Source organism: Streptomyces sp. 6N223, assembly GCF_052246635.1.
GTDB lineage: Bacteria > Actinomycetota > Actinomycetes > Streptomycetales > Streptomycetaceae > Streptomyces.
In genome coordinates this window covers 89,716-108,149 of the sequence record NZ_JBQQCA010000017.1, presented here as the reverse complement: position 1 = coordinate 108,149, position 18,434 = coordinate 89,716, and the positions used below count along the sequence as shown (strand labels likewise).

Here is an 18,434-nt window from a genome sequence, read left to right as displayed (position 1 = left end):
CGACGAACGCCAAGGGGTGGACGTGTCCGAAGTAGCGGAACTGGTGGCCAGGGCCCGCGAGGGGCAGCCGCGGGCGGTCGCCCGGCTGATCTCGCTCGTGGAGGGCGCCTCGCCCCGGCTCCGCGAGGTGATGGCCGCGCTCGCGCCCTACACCGGCGGCGCCTACGTCATCGGCCTGACGGGCGCGCCCGGCGTGGGCAAGTCGACCGCCACATCGGCGTTGGTCGGCGCCTACCGCCGGGCGGGCCGCCGCGTCGGAGTGCTCGCCGTGGACCCGTCCTCGCCCTTCTCGGGCGGCGCGCTGCTCGGCGACCGCGTGCGGATGGGCGAGCACGCCTCCGACCCCGGCGTCTACATCCGCTCGATGGCCACCCGGGGCCACCTCGGCGGCCTGGCCTGGTCAGCGCCGCAGGCCGTGCGGGTGCTGGACGCGGCGGGCTGCGAGGTGATCCTCGTGGAGACCGTCGGCGTCGGGCAGTCGGAGGTGGAGATCGCCGCGCAGGCCGACACCTCCGTGGTGCTGCTGGCGCCGGGAATGGGCGACGGCATCCAGGCGGCCAAGGCCGGAATCCTGGAGATCGGCGACGTCTTCGTGGTCAACAAGGCGGACCGGGAGGGCGCCGACGTCACCGTCCGCGAGCTGAACCACATGCTGGGCCTCGGCGAGACGCGCCGCCCCGGCGACTGGCGGCCGTCGGTGGTGAAGACGGTTGCGGCGCGGGGCGAGGGCATCGACGAGGTGGTCCAGGCGCTGGACAAGCACCGGGCCTGGATGGAGGAACGCGGCGAGCTCGCCAGGCGCCGGGCCGGGCGGGCGGCGCGCGAGGTGGAGACGATCGCGGTCACGGCGTTGCGCGAGCGGATCGGCGACCTGCACGGCGACCGGCGCCTGGAGGCGCTGGCGGAGCGGATCGTGGCCGGGACCCTCGACCCCTACGCGGCGGCGGACGAACTGGTCGCCGGCGTCACGAACTCCTAGCGGCGACGACGGGGTCGAGGGGCGCGAGGCTGCTGGCGGTGCGGACGGGCGGCAGCGGCTTGGCGAAGCACAGCACCTGCCCCGCCTCGGCGGAGTAGCGGCCGTACGGCGCGGTGCGGGCGTAACCGGCGGACTCGTACAGCGCGATGGCCGCCGGCTGCCTGTGGCCGGTGGCCAGGCGGAGCCGCCGGTAGCCCACCTCCCGGGCCAGGCCCTCCACGGCCCGCAGCAGGGCGCGCGCCACGCCGCGCCCGCGCGCGGCGGGGGTGACGTACATGCGCTTCACCTCGCCGGTCGCGGCGTCCTCCGGCGTCGGCTGGAGCGCGACACATCCGGCGGCCTCGCCGTCGGCGACGGCGACCAGGTACCGGGCCTCGCGGTGAACGCCGGACCGGCCGCGGGCGCCGTAGCGGGCGACGAGTTCGGCGTATGCGGCGTGGAGCAGCCAGGTGAGCTCGGGGTCGTCGGGCGAGCGCTCCTCTATAAACATGCGCCCCATCGTATAGCCATGAGGAGCGGGCCCGGGAGGGGTTTCTCCCCTCTCCGGGCCCGCCCGCGCCCGCTCGGCGGGATCAGTCGTCGTCCCCGTCGTGGTCGTCGTGGTCGTCATGCGCGTCGTGGCCGTCGGCGTCGGCGTCGGCGTCATCGGCGTCGTCGGCGTTGTCGACCTGGTCGCTGTCCTGTTCCTCGCCCGCGATCTCTCCCGAGGTCAGGTCGATCTCCAGCTCGTACTCGGTGCCGTCGTCGCCGCGCAGCTCGACGTGCCAGCGGCCGTCGTCCAGGTCCGCCTCGCGGAAGGCGGCGGAGGTGTGGTCCTCGGCGAGCCGGATCGCCTCGGCGATCGGCACCCCGTCGTCGTTCAGCAGCCGCGCCGCCGCGTCCTGGTCGTCCCGGTCGTCCTGGTCGTCGTCGTCCGTGGCGGAGGCGCGGCTGTCGAGCACCTCGGTGCCGTCCGCGGAGACCCAGACGCGGTGCCACTGCGCGTCCTCGCCCCACAGCCCGATCTCCCAGGCCGCCCGGCCCCCGTCGTCGTTCCCGTCGAACTCGACGTCGGTCACCACGCCGGGCACCGCCGTCCTGGCCGTCTCCGTGGCCTGCTCGAAGGCCGCGCCCGCCCCTGGTGCCTGCGAGCCGTCGTCGTCCCCGTCGTTCTGCTCGCGGGCGTCATCGGCGTCATCGGCGTCATCGGGGTCATTGGCGTCGTCGGCGTCGTCGGCGTCGTCGGATGCGTCGCCGCCGACCACCATGTCGTTGGCGGCGGGCGCGATGGCGGACGAGGACTCCCCGGTGCGCCCGCCCTGGCCCGTCGTCTCGTCGTCCGAGCCGAGCGCGGCGCCCGCCAGCGTGCCGCCGCCGACCACAGCTGCCGCGGCGGCGACGGCGATGATGACATTGCGCTTCATGAGAAGTTCCTCCCGTTTTCTTCGCTTGCGTCGTAACGGGATCGACCATGACGCACCGTTGCTGAAGGGGACCTGAAGCAACCTGAAACGGACTTCAGGAAGGATTTGCGAAGCTGGCTCCATGCGCGTGCTGATCGTGGAGGACGAACGCCGGCTGGCCCGGTCGCTGGCCCAGGGGCTGACGGCCGAGGGGTTCGCCGTCGACGTGGTGCACACCGGGACCGACGGGCTGCACCGCGCTAGCGAGGGCGCCTACGACCTGATCATCCTCGACATCATGCTGCCGGGCATGAACGGCTACCGCGTCTGCGCCGCCCTCCGCGCCGCCGGCGACGAGACGCCGATCCTGATGCTGACCGCCAAGGACGGGGAGTACGACGAGGCGGAGGGGCTGGACACCGGGGCCGACGACTACCTGACCAAGCCCTTCTCGTACGTCGTGCTGGTGGCCCGCGTGCGCGCGCTGCTGCGGCGCCGGGGGAGCGGGGGCGCCTCGCCCGAGCTGCGCGTCGGCGACCTGGTGGTGGACCGGGGCGCGCGCCGGGTGGTTCGCGCCGGGGTGGAGACCACGCTGACCGCCAAGGAGTTCGCGGTCCTGGAGCACCTGGCCACCCGGGCCGGGGAGGTCGTCTCCAAGGCCGAAATCCTCGAGCACAGCTGGGACTTCGCCTACGACGGCGACCCCAACATCGTGGAGGTGTACATCAGCGCGCTGCGCCGCAAGCTCGGCGCCGGCCTGATCGACACCGTGCGCGGGGCCGGTTACCGGCTGGTGGCGGCGGGCGGCGGCGGCCGTGGCTAGCGTCCGCGCGCGGGCGGCCGTGGGAGCGACGACCGTGGTGGCCGCCGCCCTGGTGGCGGCCGGGGTGCTGATGCTGCTGATGCTGCGCGACAACCTCGACGAGCAGGCACACACGCGGGCGGAGCTCAGCGCGAGCGAGATCGCCGCGCAGCTCGCGACGGGCACGGCGTTCGACGACCTGGGGCTCGGCGACGAGGAGCCCGTGCAGGTGCTCGACGGGCGGGGGCGGGTGCGTGCGGTCAGCGACGACCTGGAGGCGATCACCGGCACCGGCAGCGGCGACGTCACCCCGTGGCAGCAGCCGCCCGGCGGGGAGTCACAGGACGCCCAGAAGCCGCCGCAGCGGCCCGAGGACGGCACCGGCGGCACCGGCGGCACCGGCGGCGGGGACGACGAGGGGGACGACGATGACGATGACGCGAGCGAGGACGACGGCGACAGCGACGACAGCAGCGACAGCGACGACGCCGACGCCGGAGACAGCGACAGCGACAGCGACGACGAGGCGGCACAGGAGGACGCCGAGGAGGCGGTGCTCGGGCCGGGGGACGTGGCACGCGGAGCCGATTTCAGCGAGGGCACGGCCCGGATCGACGGGCAGCTGGGCGAGTACCGCTTCGCCTCCGTGACCGCCGTCACCCGCGAGAACGTGCGGGTCACCGTCTACGCCGGGGCCCCGCTCGACGTCGAGCAGGCCGCCGTGGACAGCGTTCGCACCTCGATGCTCGTCGGCCTTCCCCTGCTGCTCGCCGTCGTCGCCGGCGTCACCTGGCTGGTGACCCGCCGCGCCCTGCGCCCCGTCGAGGGCATCCGCCAGGAGATGGCCGCGATCATGCGCTCCGAGGACCTGTCGCGCCGGGTGCCGCAGCCGGGCTCCCGCGACGAGATCGGGCGCCTGGCCAGGACCACCAACGAGACGCTCGCCGCGCTGGAGGCGTCCATCGCCCGCCAGCGCCGCTTCGTCGCCGACGCCTCGCACGAACTGCGCAGCCCCATCGCCTCGCTCCGGACCCAGCTGGAGGTCGGCGACGCCCACCCCGAACTCCTCGACCTCCCGGGCGCGGTCGCGGACACCGTGCGGCTGCAGGACCTCGCAGCCGACCTGCTGCTGCTGGCCCGGCTCGACGCGGGGGAACGCCCCCTGACCGGCTCGGTCGACCTGGCCCGCCTCGTCGCCGACGAGCTCGCGCGGCGCGGCGAGGGCCGCGTCCCGGTGCGCGCCGCCGAGCTCGCCGACGCCACCGTCTCCGGCTCGCGCGGCCAGCTCGGGCGCGTCCTGGGCAACCTGCTGGACAACGCCCAGCGGCACGCGGCCTCGGCGGTGCGCGTCTCCGTACGCCGCGAGCGGGGGAGCGGGCGCGAGGAGGCGGTCGTGGAGGTCGCCGACGACGGCGCGGGCGTTCCGGAGGCGGACCGCGAGCGGATCTTCGAGCGCTTCGTGCGCCTCGACGACGCGCGCAGCCGCGACGAGGGCGGCGCGGGACTGGGCCTGGCCATCGCCCGCGACGTGGCGGCGCGCCACGGGGGTTCCCTCACGGTGGGCTCCTCCCCGGAGGGCGGCGCCCTCTTCGCCCTGCGGCTCCCCGCCGCGCACGACGCCGGCGAGGCCGGCGACGTCGGCGCGCGGGGCTAGGGAGCCAGGGGCCTGCGAAGATCCGAACGCCAGGGCAATACACCTGGCGCCCCGGCCGGGCCGCGGGGGCGTTACGCCCGCCCGCGCTCGGCGCGCAGGTGGCGGGCGACCGGTGCGAGGGACTCCTGGAGGGCGGCCAGGCCCTCGGGCGTCAGCAGGTCGATGAAGTGGCGGCGCACGGAGTCCACGTGGTGCGGGGCCACCCGCCGCATCGTCGCCCAGCCGTGCTCGGTGAGCACGGCGTACAGGCCGCGCTTGTCGGAGTCGCAGTTCTCCCGGCGCACCAGCTCGGCCCTCTCCATGCGGGTGATCTGATGGGAGAGCCTGCTCTTGGACTGCAGGGTGGCGGCGGCGAGGTCGCTCATCCGCATCCGGTGGCCTTCGGACTCGGAGAGGTTGACCAGGATCTCGTAGTCGTTCATCGTCAGCCCGAAGGGCTGCAGGTCCCGCTCCAGCCGGTGCGTGAGGAGCCGCGTGACATCCAGGTGCGTGCGCCAGGCGAGCTGCTCCGCGCCGGTCAGCCAGCGGGTGGGGGTCGAGCCCGTCTCCGTCCCCGTGTCCGTGCCGGTGTCCGTGTCCATGCTTCGCACTCTAACCAAGCGCCCGACCCGGCCGGGGCGATCGCCGGGACAGCTGCGACAATAGCAAGGCTTGTGCATCCCTTCACAAGGCCGAGGGCCGCCGCTGCGGCCCTCGGGAAACGGCAACCCGCATCCGCAACCGCAACCACGTATCCGCAAAACCACGTATCCGCAAACCACGCATCCGCAATCGCGAAGGACGTTTCCATGGACCTGAAGACGGCGAGCGCCCTGCGGCGGCTTCGGCTGGTCTCCGCCCCCGAGGCGGTCTCCTTCCTGGTGCTCCTGCTGTGCTCCGTGCTCAAGCGGACCACCGACTTCGACGCCGTGCCGGTGATGGGCATGATCCACGGCCTGCTGTTCATCCTCTACGTGCTCTTCTGGCTCGACGCCTGGAACCGCGTCCGGTGGCCGCTGAAGACCGCCGCCTGGTTCTTCCTCATGTCCGTGATCCCCACCGGCGGCTTCTTCGCCGAGCGCCGGCTGCGCCGCTCCCAGGATGACGCCGTGATCGCCGCCCGCGCCCGCCGCGAGGGCGTCGTCAACGCCTGAGACGCGGACGGCCCGGCGGAACGCCCGGCCCGCCCTCCTGTTCCGCCGCCCGGGTCGCTGTCTTAGCCCTCCTAGCCCTCCCGGTTCGACAATCCCCAACTGCTCCCATGAGGTGAGGTATGTCGGCTTTGTCGGTCTGAGGAGGGCGCCGTGCGGCGGGGTGGCTACGACTACGAGACGTACAGCCGTCTCGCCGGGCCGCTGACCGAGCCGGGTCCCGGCTACCGCGTCCGCTACCGCCCGCTGCTGGCGGACGAGCCGCACCCCGCCCGCGCCGCGCTCCTCATGGTCCTGGCGCCGCTGCTCTCGGCCGTGCTGCTGCTCTGGCTGGTCTGGCCCGACCACTGGACCGAGCGCTCCGGCGCCCCGGCCTGGCTGGTGGCCGCCGACACCGCGATGCTGCTGTCGATCGGCGTCATCGAGTTCTTCCGGCTGGTCAACATCGTCTCCGTGGCCCACGCCACGCTGATGGCCCGCGACCCCGTCCCCGTCGTCCCCGAGCCCGGCACCCGGGTCGCCTTCCTCACCACCTTCGTGCCCGGCAAGGAGCCGCTGAGCATGGTGCGGACCACCCTCCAGGCGGCCGTCCGCGTGCGCCACACCGGGCCGCTGGACGTGTGGCTGCTGGACGAGGGCGACGACCCGGCCGCCCGCGAGCTCTGCGCCGAGCTGGGCGCCCTGCACTTCACCCGCAGCGGCGTCCCGCACTGGAACCGCCACCGCGGCCCGTTCAAGGCGCGCACCAAGCACGGCAACTACAACGCCTGGCTCGACGCCCACGGCGACGACTACGACTTCTTCGCCTCCGTGGACACCGACCACGTGCCGCTGCCGGACTACCTGGAGCGGATGCTGGGCTACTTCCGCGACCCCGACATCGCCTTCGTCGTCGGCCCGCAGGTCTACGGCAACTACACCCGCGCCGTCACCAAGGCCGCCGAGAGCCAGCAGTTCCTCTTCCACGCCCTCATCCAGCGCGCCGGCAACCGCTACGGCTGCCCCATGTTCGTCGGCACCAACAACGCCGTCCGCGTCAGCGCCATCCGCGCGGTCGGCGGCCTGGCCGACTCCGTCACCGAGGACATGGCCACCGGCTTCGAGCTGCACCGCGCCACCAACCCCGCGACCGGCAACCGCTGGCGCTCGGTCTACACCCCGGACGTGCTGGCCGTCGGCGAAGGCCCCTCCTCCTGGACCGACTTCTTCAACCAGCAGCTCCGCTGGTCGCGCGGCACCTACGAGACGATCCTGCGCCAGTGCATGCGCGGCCCGCGCCGCCACGAGCCCGGCCCGCGCTTCAGCTACGGGCTCATGCTGGCGTTCTACCCCATGGCCGCCATCACCTGGCTGCTGGGCGTCCTGGGCTGCGTCCTCTACCTCACCCTCGGCGCCTCCGGCACCCAGGTCGCCGCCTCCGCGTGGCTGATGCTCTACAGCGACGTCGCCGCCCTCCAGATCGGCCTGTACGTCTGGAACCGCCGCCACAACGTCTCCCCGCACGAGCCCGCCGGCTCCTCCGGCGCCGCCGGGATGCTGATGTCGGCGATGTGCGCGCCGGTCTACGCCCGCTCGCTGCTGGACGCGGTGCTGCGGCGCCGCTCCGGCTTCGTCGTCACGCCCAAGGGAGGCAGGGCCAGTCCCGACCGGACGGCCACCTTCCGGCTCCACCTCGGCTGGGCCGCGCTGCTGGGCGGCGCGTTCCTCGCCTCGCTCGCGCTGGGCCACACGCACGTCGCCATGCGCACCTGGGCGCTGCTGGCCCTGGCCGTCTCGCTCGCCCCGTTCGCGGTCTGGGCCCTGAGCGCGCACCGGCGGCGCGCCACCCGGACCGCCGAGGCGCGGAACGCCGTCACCGCCCGGCCCGCCCGCGCGCCGCGCGTCCCCCGTCGCGCCCCTCACCGCGCCCTCCGCCGCACGTCCGCGCCGCGCCACGCCCGCGGCCGCCACCGCGCCCCCCCGCGCCGCGCCAGGGCCCTCTCCCCGCGCGGGCGCCAGGCGGGCGTGGGCGCAGCGCCCCGCCGAATCCACGCCGCCCCCTACCCCCCGGTCCCGCCCTTCCCCGCCACGCCCCCCATCCCGCCGATTCCCTCCATGCCGCCCGTCTCCTCCGTCCCCTCCATCCCCTCCGTTCCGCCGATCCCCCCGATGCCGCCGCCGGCTGCCGCGACGACCGCCGCGAGTGCTGCCGGCCTGCCGGCCGACACGACTGCCTGGAGCCAGTAGCCAGAAGGGAGTTGAACCATGAGAGCCACGGCATCCCCGCGCCGCCGCCCCCGCAAGCGCCTGAAGAAGACCGCCCTCGGCGCCGGCGCCACCCTGCTGCTGGCAGGGCTCAACGTGCCCGCCGCCATCAGCTTCGCCGAGGAGAAGATCCACGAGTACCGGATATCCCGGCCCGAGTACCAGGCGCGCTACGGCTCCTGGGAGATCGTGGACGTCCCGGAGGAGTACCAGACGCGCGCGATCCACGCCGCCCTCCTGCACACCGGCAAGGTGCTGCTGATCGCCGGCTCCGGCAACAACCAGGAGTCCTTCGACGCCGGCACCTTCGACTCGGTGCTGTGGGACCCGGCCACGAACACCTTCACCACGGTCCCCACCCCCGACGACGTGTTCTGCGCGGGCCACGCCCAGCTCCCCAGCGGCCGCCTGCTGGTGGCCGGCGGAACCGCCCGCTACGAGGTGCTCGGCGACGCCGTGACCCACGCCGGCGGATCGATGCGCATCAAGAACGAGGACCCCGACAACCGCCGCAGGCTCCCCAAGGGCACCCGGCTGCGTTCCCCCGAAGGCCAGGAGTACGTCACCGAGGCGGCCGTCACCGTGCCGCGCGCCACCAAGGAGACCGACCCCGACACCGGCGAGGTCACGGTCACCGCCAGCGAGGCCCGGGTCTTCGTCACGGCCGTGGTCGAGGGCGAGCGCGGCGTGGCCGCCGAGCCCGCCCAGTACCGCGTCGTCGGCCTGAAGGGCAACCAGGCCGACAATCTCTACGGCATGGCGGGCCGGCTCACCCTCGACGACCAGGACTTCCAGGGCATCGACGTGGCCTACGAGTTCGACGCCGAGGCCGAGCGCTACGTGCCGGTGGAGCCGATGGACGAGGCCCGCTGGTACCCGACGCTCACGGCGCTGCCCGACGGCCGGGTGCTGACCGTCTCCGGCCTCGACGAGGTCGGCGAAGTCGTCCCCGGCGTCAACGAGATCTACGACCCGAAGACCAAGACCTGGTCCGAGGGCCCCGAGCGCTACTTCCCCACCTACCCCGCGCTCTTCCTCACCCAGGGCGGCAAGATCTTCTACACCGGATCCAACGCCGGCTACGGCCCGGCCGACGCCGGCCGCGACCCCGGCGTCTGGGACCTGGAGGAGAACACCTTCACGCCCGTCGGCGGCCTGACCGGCGCCGACCAGCTGGAGACCTCCGCCTCCCTCCTGCTGCCCCCCGCCCAGGACCAGCGGTTCATGGTCCTCGGCGGCGGCGGCGTCGGCGAGTCGCCCAAGTCCACCGCCCGCACCGCCGTCATCGACCTGACCGAGGACAACCCCCGCTACCGCGAGGGCCCGGAGCTGCCGCAGGGCACCCGCTACCTCAGCAGCGTGATCCTCCCCGACGACACGGTCTTCACCACCGGCGGCTCCGAGGACTACCGGGGCCGCGGCGAAAGCGACATCCTCAAGGCGCAGTTCTACGACCCCGCCGCCAACGCCTTCACCCCGGCCGCCGCCCCGACCGTGGGCCGCAACTACCACTCCGAGGCGCTGCTGCTGCCCGACGGCCGGGTGGCGACCTTCGGCTCCGACCCACTGTTCAGTGACGGCGACAACACCACGATGGGCGAGTTCGAGAAGCGGGTGGAGATCTACACCCCGCCCTACCTCCAGGGCGAGCGCGCCGAGAACCGCCCGGTCCTCGGCCGCGGCCCCGACCGCCTCACCCGCGGCGGCGAGGCCCGCTTCGCCACCGACGACGCCGAGCGGATCGCCGCCGCCCGGCTGATGCGGCCCAGCGCCGTCACCCACACCACCGACGTGGAGCAGCGTTCCACAGCGCTCCGGGTCGAGCGCGGCGACGGCGAGGTGACGCTCTCCGTGCCCGACGACGCCTCGCTCGTCCCGCCCGGCTGGTACATGCTCTTCGTCACCGACGCCGAGGGCACCCCCTCGGAGGCGGTCTGGGTCCAGGTGTCCTAGGTGCCCTAGGTCTCCTAGGGCATCGGGTGCCCCCGGGGCACGGCGTTCACCCGGCGGCCCGGCGCGCCAGCCCCAGGGCGTACTCCGGCCACCACTCGCCGGCCGCCGGCCCGCCCCGGCACTCGCCGTCGGACTCTCCCGGCCGCTTGATCCACAGGTAGGCGTCGATCAGCGGGTCCCCGGTGTCGGTGGTGGGCGGCGTGCCCAGCGCCCGGCCCGGCGGGTTGCACCAGGACTCGCCGCCGCCCTCGTAGGGACCAAGACCGTTGCGGCTGGTGTCGACGACGAAGTGCGCGCCGCCCAGGCGCTCCGAGAGCCGGCGCCCGTAGTCGGCGCTCTCCTCAAGCGTCTGGAAGTTCGCGACGTTCAGCGCGAAGCCGTCGGCCCGCCCGATCCCCGACCGCCGCAGCGCGTCCGCCAGCCGCTCGGGGTCCTCGATCCAGCTCGGGTTCCCCGCGTCGAGGTAGACCCGGGTGCCGGGCTGGCGCGTCAGCCGATCCACCGCCTCCGACAGCAGGCGGAAGCGCTCGTCCACGTGCATGGGCGCCGTGCAGCCGTCGGCGGTGTGCGGCACCGCGTCCGGCTCCAGGATCACGATCGCCTTGGCCGCGCCGACCGCGGCGGCGAAGGAGTCGATCCACGCCCGGTACGCCTCCGCGTCGGCCGCGCCGCCCTGCGAGTACTGGCCGCAGTCCCGGTGCGGGATGTTGTACGCCACCAGCACCGCCGTGCGGCCCGCCGCGGAGGCGGCCCCCGCCACGGGCCCGACCTGCTCGCCCGGGTCCGTCTCGCCGGAGGGCCAGTGCGCCACCGGCCGGTCGGCGATCCGCCGCAGCAGCTCGGCGTCCTCGGTACGCCCCTGAGCCCGCCACTCCCTCACCTGCCGGGCCGCCGGGCTGTCGGGATCCACCCAGAACTCGGGGTGAGAGGCCACCGGCGCGGCGGCGCCCCCGGAGCCCGACGACCCGGCACAGCCCGCGGCCAGGGTGGCGAGCACGACGACGAGGACGACGGGACGGGCCAGAGAGGCCAGAGGGGCGGAACGAACGGCGCTGCCATACATGGAGTCATGCTGTCATGACAGAGCGTGTGAAAGTGGGCGCGGCCCGGCATGCGACGACGAGTCCTGCCCGTTCCCGCCCGAGCTGCGCGAGGCCCGTCCCGTTGGCGAACCTACGGGTAGGGTCACTGGCGTGCCGAAACCGCTCAGCCTTCCGTTTGACCCGATCGCCCGCGCCGAGGAGCTGTGGCGGGGTCGCTGGGGCCCCTCGCCCGCCATGGCCGCGATCACGTCCATCATGCGCGCGCACCAGATACTCCTGGCCGAGGTGGACGCGGTGGTTCGCCCCTACGGTCTGACGTTCGCCCGCTACGAGGCGCTGGTTCTCCTCACCTTCAGCAGGGCGGGGGAGCTGCCCATGTCGAAGATCGGCGAGCGGCTGATGGTGCACCCCACCTCCGTCACCAACACCGTGGACCGACTGGTGAGGTCCGGCCTGGTCACCAAGCGCCCCAACCCCAACGACGGCCGGGGCACGCTGGCCGCCATCACCGAGGAGGGCCGCCGGGTCTGCGATGCCGCGACCCGGGACCTGATGGCGATGAAGTTCGGGCTCTCGGCGTACGACGACGAGGAGTGCGGCGAGATCTTCGCCATCCTGCGCCCGCTGCGGGTGGCCGCCCAGGACTTCAAGGACGACTGAGGACGCCCGACGACGTCCGAGGGCGGCCGACCCGGGTGCGGAACGCCCCGAATAGCCGGATAGGCTCTGCTTCCATGAAGCGGAGTGTGCTCACGCGGTACCGGACCTTGGCCTACGTCACCGCGGTGATGCTGCTGGTCCTGTGTACCTGCATGGTCTTCAAGTACGGATTCGACACCGGCGAGGACGTCACGCTCGTGGTGTCCCAGATCCACGGTCTGCTCTTCATGGTCTACCTCGTCTTCGCCTTCGACCTCGGCCAGAAGGCCCGCTGGTCCTTCGGCAAGCTGCTGTGGGTCCTGGTCTCCGGCACGATTCCGCTGGCCGCGTTCTTCGTCGAGCGGCGCGTCACGGCCGAGGTCCAGCCGCTGCTCGCCGGCGACGCGGCGGAGCCCGTCGGCGCGTAGCCGGGCACGCCCTCCGTCCCCTCCTCTCCTTCCCCGGAGGCGGGAGAGGGGGATGGCGGGAACAAAACCCGAGCCCGCGGCCCGTCGCGCTCGACGTTACTTGGACGTCCAAGTAAATTGGCTCGCATGGACGCTGACGCCATCGAAGCCGGCCGCCGACGCTGGCAGGCCCGGTACGACGCGGCCCACACCAGGGACGCCGACTTCACCACGCTCTCCGGCGACCCCGTCGAGCCCGTGTACGGACCCCGCCCCACCGACCGATACGAGGGCTTCGAGCGGATCGGCTGGCCCGGCGAGTTCCCCTTCACTCGCGGTCTGTATCCGACCGGCTACCGAGGCCGCACCTGGACCATCCGGCAGTTCGCCGGCTTCGGCAACGCCGAGCAGACCAACGAGCGCTACCGCACGATCCTGCGCAACGGCGGCGGCGGCCTGTCCGTCGCCTTCGACATGCCGACGCTCATGGGCCGCGACTCCGACGACCCCCGCTCCCTCGGCGAGGTCGGCCACTGCGGCGTGGCCGTCGACTCCGCCGCCGACATGGAGATCCTCTTCCGCGGCATCCCCCTGGACCAGGTCACCACCTCGATGACCATCAGCGGCCCGGCCGTCCCGGTCTTCTGCATGTACCTCGTCGCCGCCGAACGCCAGGGCGTCGACCCGGCCGTGCTCAACGGCACGCTCCAGACCGACATCTTCAAGGAGTACATCGCGCAGAAGGAGTGGCTCTTCTCGCCCGAGCCGCACCTGCGCCTCATCGGCGACCTCATGGCGTACTGCGCCCGCAGCATCCCCGCCTACAAGCCGCTTTCCGTCTCCGGCTACCACATCCGCGAGGCGGGCTCGACCGCCGCGCAGGAGCTGGCGTTCACCCTCGCCGACGGCTTCGGGTACGTCGAGCTCGGCCTCTCCCGGGGCCTGGACGTCAACGAGTTCGCCCCCGGCCTGTCGTTCTTCTTCGACGCCCACATCGACTTCTTCGAGGAGATCGCCAAGTTCCGCGCCGCCCGCCGCATCTGGGCCCGGTGGCTGCGCGACGTGTACGGCGCCACCAGCGAGCGGGCGCAGTGGCTGCGCTTCCACACCCAGACCGCGGGCGTCTCGCTGACCGCGCAGCAGCCGTACAACAACGTCGTCCGCACCGCCGTCGAGGCGCTGGCCGCCATCCTCGGCGGCACCAACTCCCTCCACACCAACGCCCTCGACGAGACCCTCGCCCTCCCCAGCGAGCGGGCCGCGGAGATCGCGCTGCGCACCCAGCAGGTGCTGATGGAGGAGACCGGCGTCACCAACGTCGCCGACCCGCTCGGCGGCGCGTGGTACATCGAGCAGCTCACCGACCGCATCGAGGCCGACGCGGAGAGGATCTTCGAGGAGATCATCGAACGCGGCAGGCGGGCGATCCCGGACGGCAGGGGCCACCCCATCGGGCCCGTCACCTCCGGGCTGCTGGCGGGGATCGAGGACGGCTGGTTCACGGGCCGGATCGCCGAGGCCGCCTTCCGCTACCAGCAGGCCCTGGAGAAGGACGAGAAGAAGATCGTCGGTGTCAACTGCCACACCGGCTCCGTCACCGGCGACCTGGAGATCCTGCGCGTGAGCCACGAGGTGGAGCGCGAGCAGTCGCGCGCGCTGGCCGCGCGCCGCGCGGCGCGTGACGAGCCGGCGGTGCGGTCGGCGCTCGCGGCGCTGCGCGAGGCCGCGCGGGGCGACGCCGGGATGATCGAGCCGATGCTCGCGGCGGTGCGCGCCGAGGCCACCCTCGGGGAGGTCTGCGACACGCTGCGCGAGGAGTGGGGCACCTACACCGAGCCCCCGGGCTTCTGACCCGGAAGCCCCGCCCCCCCGGGGCCCCGGGGGGCTTCCCCAGGGTTTGAGAGGGCGTGGGACGGGGGACGAAACCTGCCGCGTTACGGAACGGGGCCGGGAAGGGGGAGACTGTTCCCATGCAGCCACGCAACATGTCCATTAGCGGAGCGGTCGACCTCTCCGCCGTGAAGGCGGCCGCCGAGGCCAAGGAGAAGGCCGAGCAGGCCCGCGCCCAGCGGGCGGCCCAGGCAGGCGCCGGCGGGCCGCAGGCGGCAGGCTCGGACGTCCAGCTGGTGATCGACGTCGACGAGGCCGGCTTCGAACAGGAGGTGCTGCAGCGCAGCACCGAGGTGCCGGTCGTCATCGACTTCTGGGCCGACTGGTGCCAGCCCTGCAAGCAGCTGAGCCCGATCCTGGAGCGGCTCGCCGAGGAGTACGCCGGCAAGTTCGTCCTCGCCAAGATCGACGTCGACGCCAACCAGATGCTCTTCCAACAGTTCGGCGTGCAGGGCATCCCCGCCGTCTTCGCCGTGATCGCGGGGCAGGCGCTGCCGCTCTTCCAGGGCGCCGCCCCCGAGCCGCAGGTGCGCCAGGTCCTCGACCAGCTCATCCAGGCGGCCGAGCAGCGGTTCGGCATCGTCGGCGCCCCCGTCGACCCCGAGCAGGCCGCCGCCGCCCGCGAGGGCCGCGCCGCCGCCGCCCCCGAGCCGCCCGCCGACCCCACGCTCGCCGCGGCCCACGCCGCCCTCGACGCCGGCGACCTCGGCGGCGCGATCCAGGCGTACGAGAACGTGCTGGCCGAGGAGCCCGCCAACGCCGAGGCCAAGCTGGGCCTGGGCCAGGCGCAGCTCCTGAGGCGGGTGCAGGAGACCGATCCGGAGGTGACCCGCAAGGCCGCGGCCGAGCGGCCCGACGACGTGGCCGCGCAGCTCGCCGCCGCCGACCTCGACATGGTCGGCGGGCACGTCGAGGACGCCTTCGGGCGGCTGGTGGGCGCCGTGCAGCGCACGGCGGGGGAGGACCGGAACGCCGCGCGGGTGCGGCTGCTGGAGCTCTTCGAGCTGGTCGGCGCCGACGACCCGCGCGTGACGGCGGCCCGGGGCGCGCTGGCCCGGGTGCTGTTCTGACCCGCCGGTGAACGCCCCGGTGACCGCCCGCTCCACGGCGCTCGCCGGGGCCTCGCACGCCTCAAATGATCGTGGTGGCTGCGTTCATCCTGCTTTACCAAAACGTGATGAACGCGGCGGCCGTCACGTTGTGTCAGTGACGGGTCAAGGTTTCGTGGATGTTGCGCCCCATTGGTCGCCATGTGGGGCGCTCTTTCCGAATCACTCTCCGTGCCAGCGTGGGCAGCTGATGATGCGCTCTTGACATCCGGGAATTACCGGCTAGTAACGAACCCCTTGTGCCGTGACGTGAGATGCACCACGATCGGCCAAGCCGACGTGCCACGCGTCGGCTCCGGACCCAGGGGGGTGCCCGTCCCATGCGGGGCCTGGATCCGGTCAGGCCGCGGCTCACGCGGCCCGTGGCTGTCGCCGGGGTGCAGCCCGGGGATAGAAGCACGTCTCCTCTCCGGGCTTCAGGCAGCTCGCCGACCAACGGGTGGCCGGGCGCCGGAGATGTTCGTCCGAGAAGGAGGAAAGTATGGAGTCACAGGCTCGCGGCGGCACCAGATGGGGACGGTTCGGGCTTGTCATGGTGCCGAGCGTCGCCGCCACGGCCGCCATAGGTCTCGCCCTCGCCCAGGGTGCGCTGGCCGCGTCGTTCGCCGTCTCCGGCCAGGAGTTCAAGGTGACGGCCGACCGGCTGACGGGCGAGGGATTCGTTCAGTACGGCTCGATCGTCAGGCCCTCGGGTAACGGCACCGAGCCGGTCTCGATCTCGGCGTTCGACAACGCCACGATCGAGAACCTGTGCCAGTCGGTGGTCATCCCCGGGGTACCGTTCCTCGGCGACGTCACGCTGGAGCTGGGAGCCGGCACCGATCCGGACAACCCGGTCGAGGCCGAGAACCTCTTCATCGACGTCGCTCAGCTCGACGCCTCACAGGCGGTGTTCACCAACATCGACATCGGCGTGAGCGTGGACGACACCACCAAGGGGCCGGACCCGACCGGGGACTACCTTCCCGGCTCGTTCGCCCAGCAGTCCGACAGGGTGGTGCTTCAGAACATCGAGCAGACCGCGTGGGCCACTTCGGCCGGCACCTTCAAGCTGAGCGATCTCAGCCTGAATCTGCACGTCGGCAAGGAAGAGTGCTTCTGACGGTCGTTCAGCCGACTGTTCGACAACCCTGCCTGGGGCAGAGGAATCTGGCGCCTCTGCCCCAGGAGCCGCACCGCCTGGTGCGTGCCGCCCCCGCCATCGATCCGTGCCACCAGCACCACCAGGGAGTACGTGCCGTGAGCACCACCACCGAAGACCTGACGAGAGACCCGTTTCTCTCCCGGGCACGCCTGGCGTTCCGCTACTTCAGATGGCGACGTCCGTTCTGGGCGGGCCTGTTCACGATGATCGCCGGGTTGCCCATCGTCTACTTCCCGTACGCGCACGTCACCCTGGGCGATCTCACCATCCGCATGTCGACCACGGCGGGGGCGGGCTCGCTGGTGATCGGGGTGCTGCTGATGGTGCTGGGACTGGTCATGTGGTTCCAGCCGCAGGTACGGATATTCGCGGGCGTGGCGGCCATCCTGCTGGCCCTGGTCTCGCTGGTGGTCTCCAACTTCGGGGGCTTCCTGGTGGGCTTCATCTTCGGGCTGGTGGGCGGCGCCATGGGCGTCGCCTGGGTGCCGGGGCAACCCGGCCCGCAGGCGGCGGAGCGCAAGGACGCGGCGGGCGGCGATCCGCCCCCCGCGACACCCGGTACCGGCAGCGCGCTCGCCGGCTTCGGCGGCACCGGAGCGACACCGGGAGAGGGGACGACTCCGGGGAAGGGGAGGCACCGTGCCGAGTAAAGAGCCGAGCGGGTCAATGAGCGGGGGAATATCCGCCGAGGAGGGCGAGGGGGACGGTCAGCCCGCCCCGCGGGGCAGGCACGCGGCGAAGCGCAAGCCCCTGCTTCAACGCCTGCACATGCCGGTGGGAAAGGCGGTCGCGCTGGCGGCCATGCCCTCCGCGGTGCTGCTGGGCACGGGGTTCACCTCGCCGCTGGCCAAGGCCGACCAGCAGCCGGACAACCCGTTCCGGGGCGACTCCTGCGTGGAGATGCCCGATCCGGCGCAGGCGGAGGAGGAGCGGGAGCAGACCGAGCGGGAGCAGCAGCAACAGCAGGACCAGCAACAGCAGCAGCAAGAGCAGCCGGAGCGGGAGTCGGAGGCCGAGGAGTCCGCGGAGTCGGCGGAGCCGGACCGGGCCCAGGAGTCCGAGTCCGAGGGCTCCGGGCAGACGCCCGCGCCCGAGGAGACCCCGCGGCCGGAGGCGCAGGAGAGCGAGCAGGAGTCCGGGCAGTCCGAGCCCGAGCCCGAGCCCGAGGCCTCCGCGGAGGACGAGGCGACGGCCGACGGGACTGATGGCTCCGGCGGCCTGCTGGACGGCGTTACCGAGGGCCTGGAAGACATCGGCGAGGGGCTGGGCGACCTGCTGACCCCCGGCGACGGCGGGGAGACCACCGAGCCGGAGCAGCCCGGGGAGACCGAGGAGCCGGCGCAGCCCGCCCAGCCCTCCCCCGAGGACGAGGCACAGGACGAGCAGGGCGCCGGGGGCACTCAGGGCGGCGAGCAGGACAACGCCGCGCAGGAGAGCGGAGACCAGCAGGAGCAGCCCGAGCAGCCGGAGCAGGAGGAACAAGAGCAGCAGGAGCAGCCCGACCCGGAGGCGTCGGCGTCACCGCAGCTGCCGCCGGTCGGCGAGGACGGCGCGCAGCCCTTCCCCTGTCCGGAGGAGAAGCAGGTCCCAGGCGTGGACGAAGAGACCGACCTCGTGCTGCCGAACGAACCCTGGTATCTCGAAGCCTCGTCTCTCACCCTCTACGGCCTGGACTACCACGGGGTGGTCAACGTCACCACGGCGAACGGGACCACGAAGCAGGTGCTGAAGTTCACCGCCGAGGAGATCGACATCGGCGACCTGCATCAGATCGTCGACGGGCAGGGGGGCGTACGCCGCCACGTGGCCACCCAGCCCGGGTCGGTCTCCACCTTCCGCAACGGCACCGTGACCCTGTACACCGAGCGGCTTCAGGGCAACCTGTTCGGGCTCATACCCATCACCTTCGACCCCGAGCACGAGCCGCCGCTCGACCTGCCCATCGCCAACTTCACCGACGTCTTCGTCATCCAGGCCGGCCAGTTCGGCGGCGAGCTGACGATGACGGGCATGGACTCCTACATCAGCAACGACGGGCCCACGCCCACGGACCGTTGA

The 18,434-nt window shown here is 72.9% G+C and carries 17 protein-coding genes; 13 read left to right on the top strand and 4 right to left on the bottom strand.

The genetic code is table 11. The features are described 5' to 3' along the window. Positions 1-22 precede the first annotated feature (22 nt). Positions 23-979 carry a methylmalonyl Co-A mutase-associated GTPase MeaB gene (gene meaB, locus ACTWQH_RS13620; RefSeq protein ID WP_443286750.1) on the top strand — a complete coding sequence of 319 codons (957 nt, stop codon included), beginning with the start codon at positions 23-25 and terminating at the stop codon, positions 977-979. On the opposite strand, the gene ACTWQH_RS13615 is transcribed toward meaB, so the two are convergent. Next, positions 966-1,469, bottom strand: a complete 504-nt coding sequence (locus ACTWQH_RS13615; RefSeq protein WP_443286749.1) for a GNAT family N-acetyltransferase — start codon at positions 1,467-1,469, stop codon at positions 966-968. The two genes, meaB and ACTWQH_RS13615, sit on opposite strands and share 14 nt — an antisense overlap. Before the next feature lie 82 nt (positions 1,470-1,551). Next, positions 1,552-2,382 (bottom strand): PepSY domain-containing protein, encoded by an 831-nt coding sequence (locus ACTWQH_RS13610; protein WP_443286748.1) that lies wholly within the window; start codon positions 2,380-2,382, stop codon positions 1,552-1,554. 121 nt (positions 2,383-2,503) lie between these two features. On the opposite strand from ACTWQH_RS13610, the gene ACTWQH_RS13605 reads away from it, so the two are divergent. Both ACTWQH_RS13605 and ACTWQH_RS13600 read left to right on the top strand, forming a co-directional pair. Then, positions 2,504-3,184 carry a response regulator transcription factor gene (locus ACTWQH_RS13605; RefSeq protein WP_443286747.1) on the top strand — a complete coding sequence of 227 codons (681 nt, stop codon included), beginning with the start codon at positions 2,504-2,506 and terminating at the stop codon, positions 3,182-3,184. Positions 3,185-3,254: 70 nt separating this feature from the next. Beyond that, positions 3,255-4,817 (top strand): sensor histidine kinase, encoded by a 1,563-nt coding sequence (locus tag ACTWQH_RS13600; RefSeq protein ID WP_443286759.1) that lies wholly within the window; start codon positions 3,255-3,257, stop codon positions 4,815-4,817. A 71-nt stretch (positions 4,818-4,888) separates the two neighbouring features. Here the strand turns inward: ACTWQH_RS13600 and ACTWQH_RS13595 are convergent, their stop codons facing one another. Then, positions 4,889-5,398 carry a MarR family winged helix-turn-helix transcriptional regulator gene (locus tag ACTWQH_RS13595; RefSeq protein ID WP_443286746.1) on the bottom strand — a complete coding sequence of 170 codons (510 nt, stop codon included), beginning with the start codon at positions 5,396-5,398 and terminating at the stop codon, positions 4,889-4,891. A gap of 207 nt (positions 5,399-5,605) precedes the next feature. On the opposite strand from ACTWQH_RS13595, the gene ACTWQH_RS13590 reads away from it, so the two are divergent. The 3 genes from ACTWQH_RS13590 (at position 5,606) to ACTWQH_RS13580 (ending at position 10,144) form a co-directional block, all read left to right on the top strand. After that, the gene (locus tag ACTWQH_RS13590) at positions 5,606-5,950 is read left to right on the top strand and encodes a DUF3817 domain-containing protein (RefSeq protein ID WP_443286745.1); all 345 of its coding nucleotides are present in this window, start codon (positions 5,606-5,608) and stop codon (positions 5,948-5,950) included. A gap of 150 nt (positions 5,951-6,100) precedes the next feature. Beyond that, positions 6,101-8,173, top strand: coding sequence for a glycosyltransferase family 2 protein (locus ACTWQH_RS13585; protein ID WP_443286744.1), 2,073 nt, complete (start codon positions 6,101-6,103; stop codon positions 8,171-8,173). Between the two features lie 18 nt (positions 8,174-8,191). Continuing rightward, positions 8,192-10,144, top strand: coding sequence for a galactose oxidase-like domain-containing protein (locus ACTWQH_RS13580; protein ID WP_443286743.1), 1,953 nt, complete (start codon positions 8,192-8,194; stop codon positions 10,142-10,144). Positions 10,145-10,190: 46 nt separating this feature from the next. Here ACTWQH_RS13580 and ACTWQH_RS13575 read toward each other — a convergent pair whose 3' ends face one another. Continuing rightward, positions 10,191-11,207: a glycoside hydrolase family 6 protein gene (locus ACTWQH_RS13575; protein WP_443286742.1), complete on the bottom strand. Its 1,017-nt coding sequence runs from the start codon at positions 11,205-11,207 to the stop codon at positions 10,191-10,193. A gap of 130 nt (positions 11,208-11,337) precedes the next feature. Between ACTWQH_RS13575 and ACTWQH_RS13570 the strand changes: the two genes are divergently transcribed. The 7 genes from ACTWQH_RS13570 to ACTWQH_RS13540 all read left to right on the top strand — a co-directional run bounded on the left by ACTWQH_RS13570 (position 11,338) and on the right by ACTWQH_RS13540 (position 18,434). Beyond that, complete coding sequence (locus tag ACTWQH_RS13570) at positions 11,338-11,847, top strand: MarR family winged helix-turn-helix transcriptional regulator (protein WP_443286741.1); 510 nt, start codon at positions 11,338-11,340, stop codon at positions 11,845-11,847. Between the two features lie 74 nt (positions 11,848-11,921). Then, positions 11,922-12,254, top strand: coding sequence for a DUF3817 domain-containing protein (locus ACTWQH_RS13565; protein ID WP_443286740.1), 333 nt, complete (start codon positions 11,922-11,924; stop codon positions 12,252-12,254). A gap of 126 nt (positions 12,255-12,380) precedes the next feature. Next, positions 12,381-14,084, top strand: coding sequence for an acyl-CoA mutase large subunit family protein (locus ACTWQH_RS13560; RefSeq protein ID WP_443286739.1), 1,704 nt, complete (start codon positions 12,381-12,383; stop codon positions 14,082-14,084). Between the two features lie 119 nt (positions 14,085-14,203). After that, positions 14,204-15,193 carry a tetratricopeptide repeat protein gene (locus ACTWQH_RS13555; protein WP_443286738.1) on the top strand — a complete coding sequence of 330 codons (990 nt, stop codon included), beginning with the start codon at positions 14,204-14,206 and terminating at the stop codon, positions 15,191-15,193. Between the two features lie 520 nt (positions 15,194-15,713). Beyond that, positions 15,714-16,334, top strand: coding sequence for a DUF6230 family protein (locus ACTWQH_RS13550; RefSeq protein WP_443286737.1), 621 nt, complete (start codon positions 15,714-15,716; stop codon positions 16,332-16,334). Between the two features lie 137 nt (positions 16,335-16,471). Beyond that, a complete protein-coding gene (locus ACTWQH_RS13545) occupies positions 16,472-17,026 on the top strand; it encodes a DUF6114 domain-containing protein (protein ID WP_443286736.1) in 555 nt (184 codons plus the stop codon). A 16-nt stretch (positions 17,027-17,042) separates the two neighbouring features. Next, the gene (locus ACTWQH_RS13540) at positions 17,043-18,434 is read left to right on the top strand and encodes a hypothetical protein (protein ID WP_443286735.1); all 1,392 of its coding nucleotides are present in this window, start codon (positions 17,043-17,045) and stop codon (positions 18,432-18,434) included.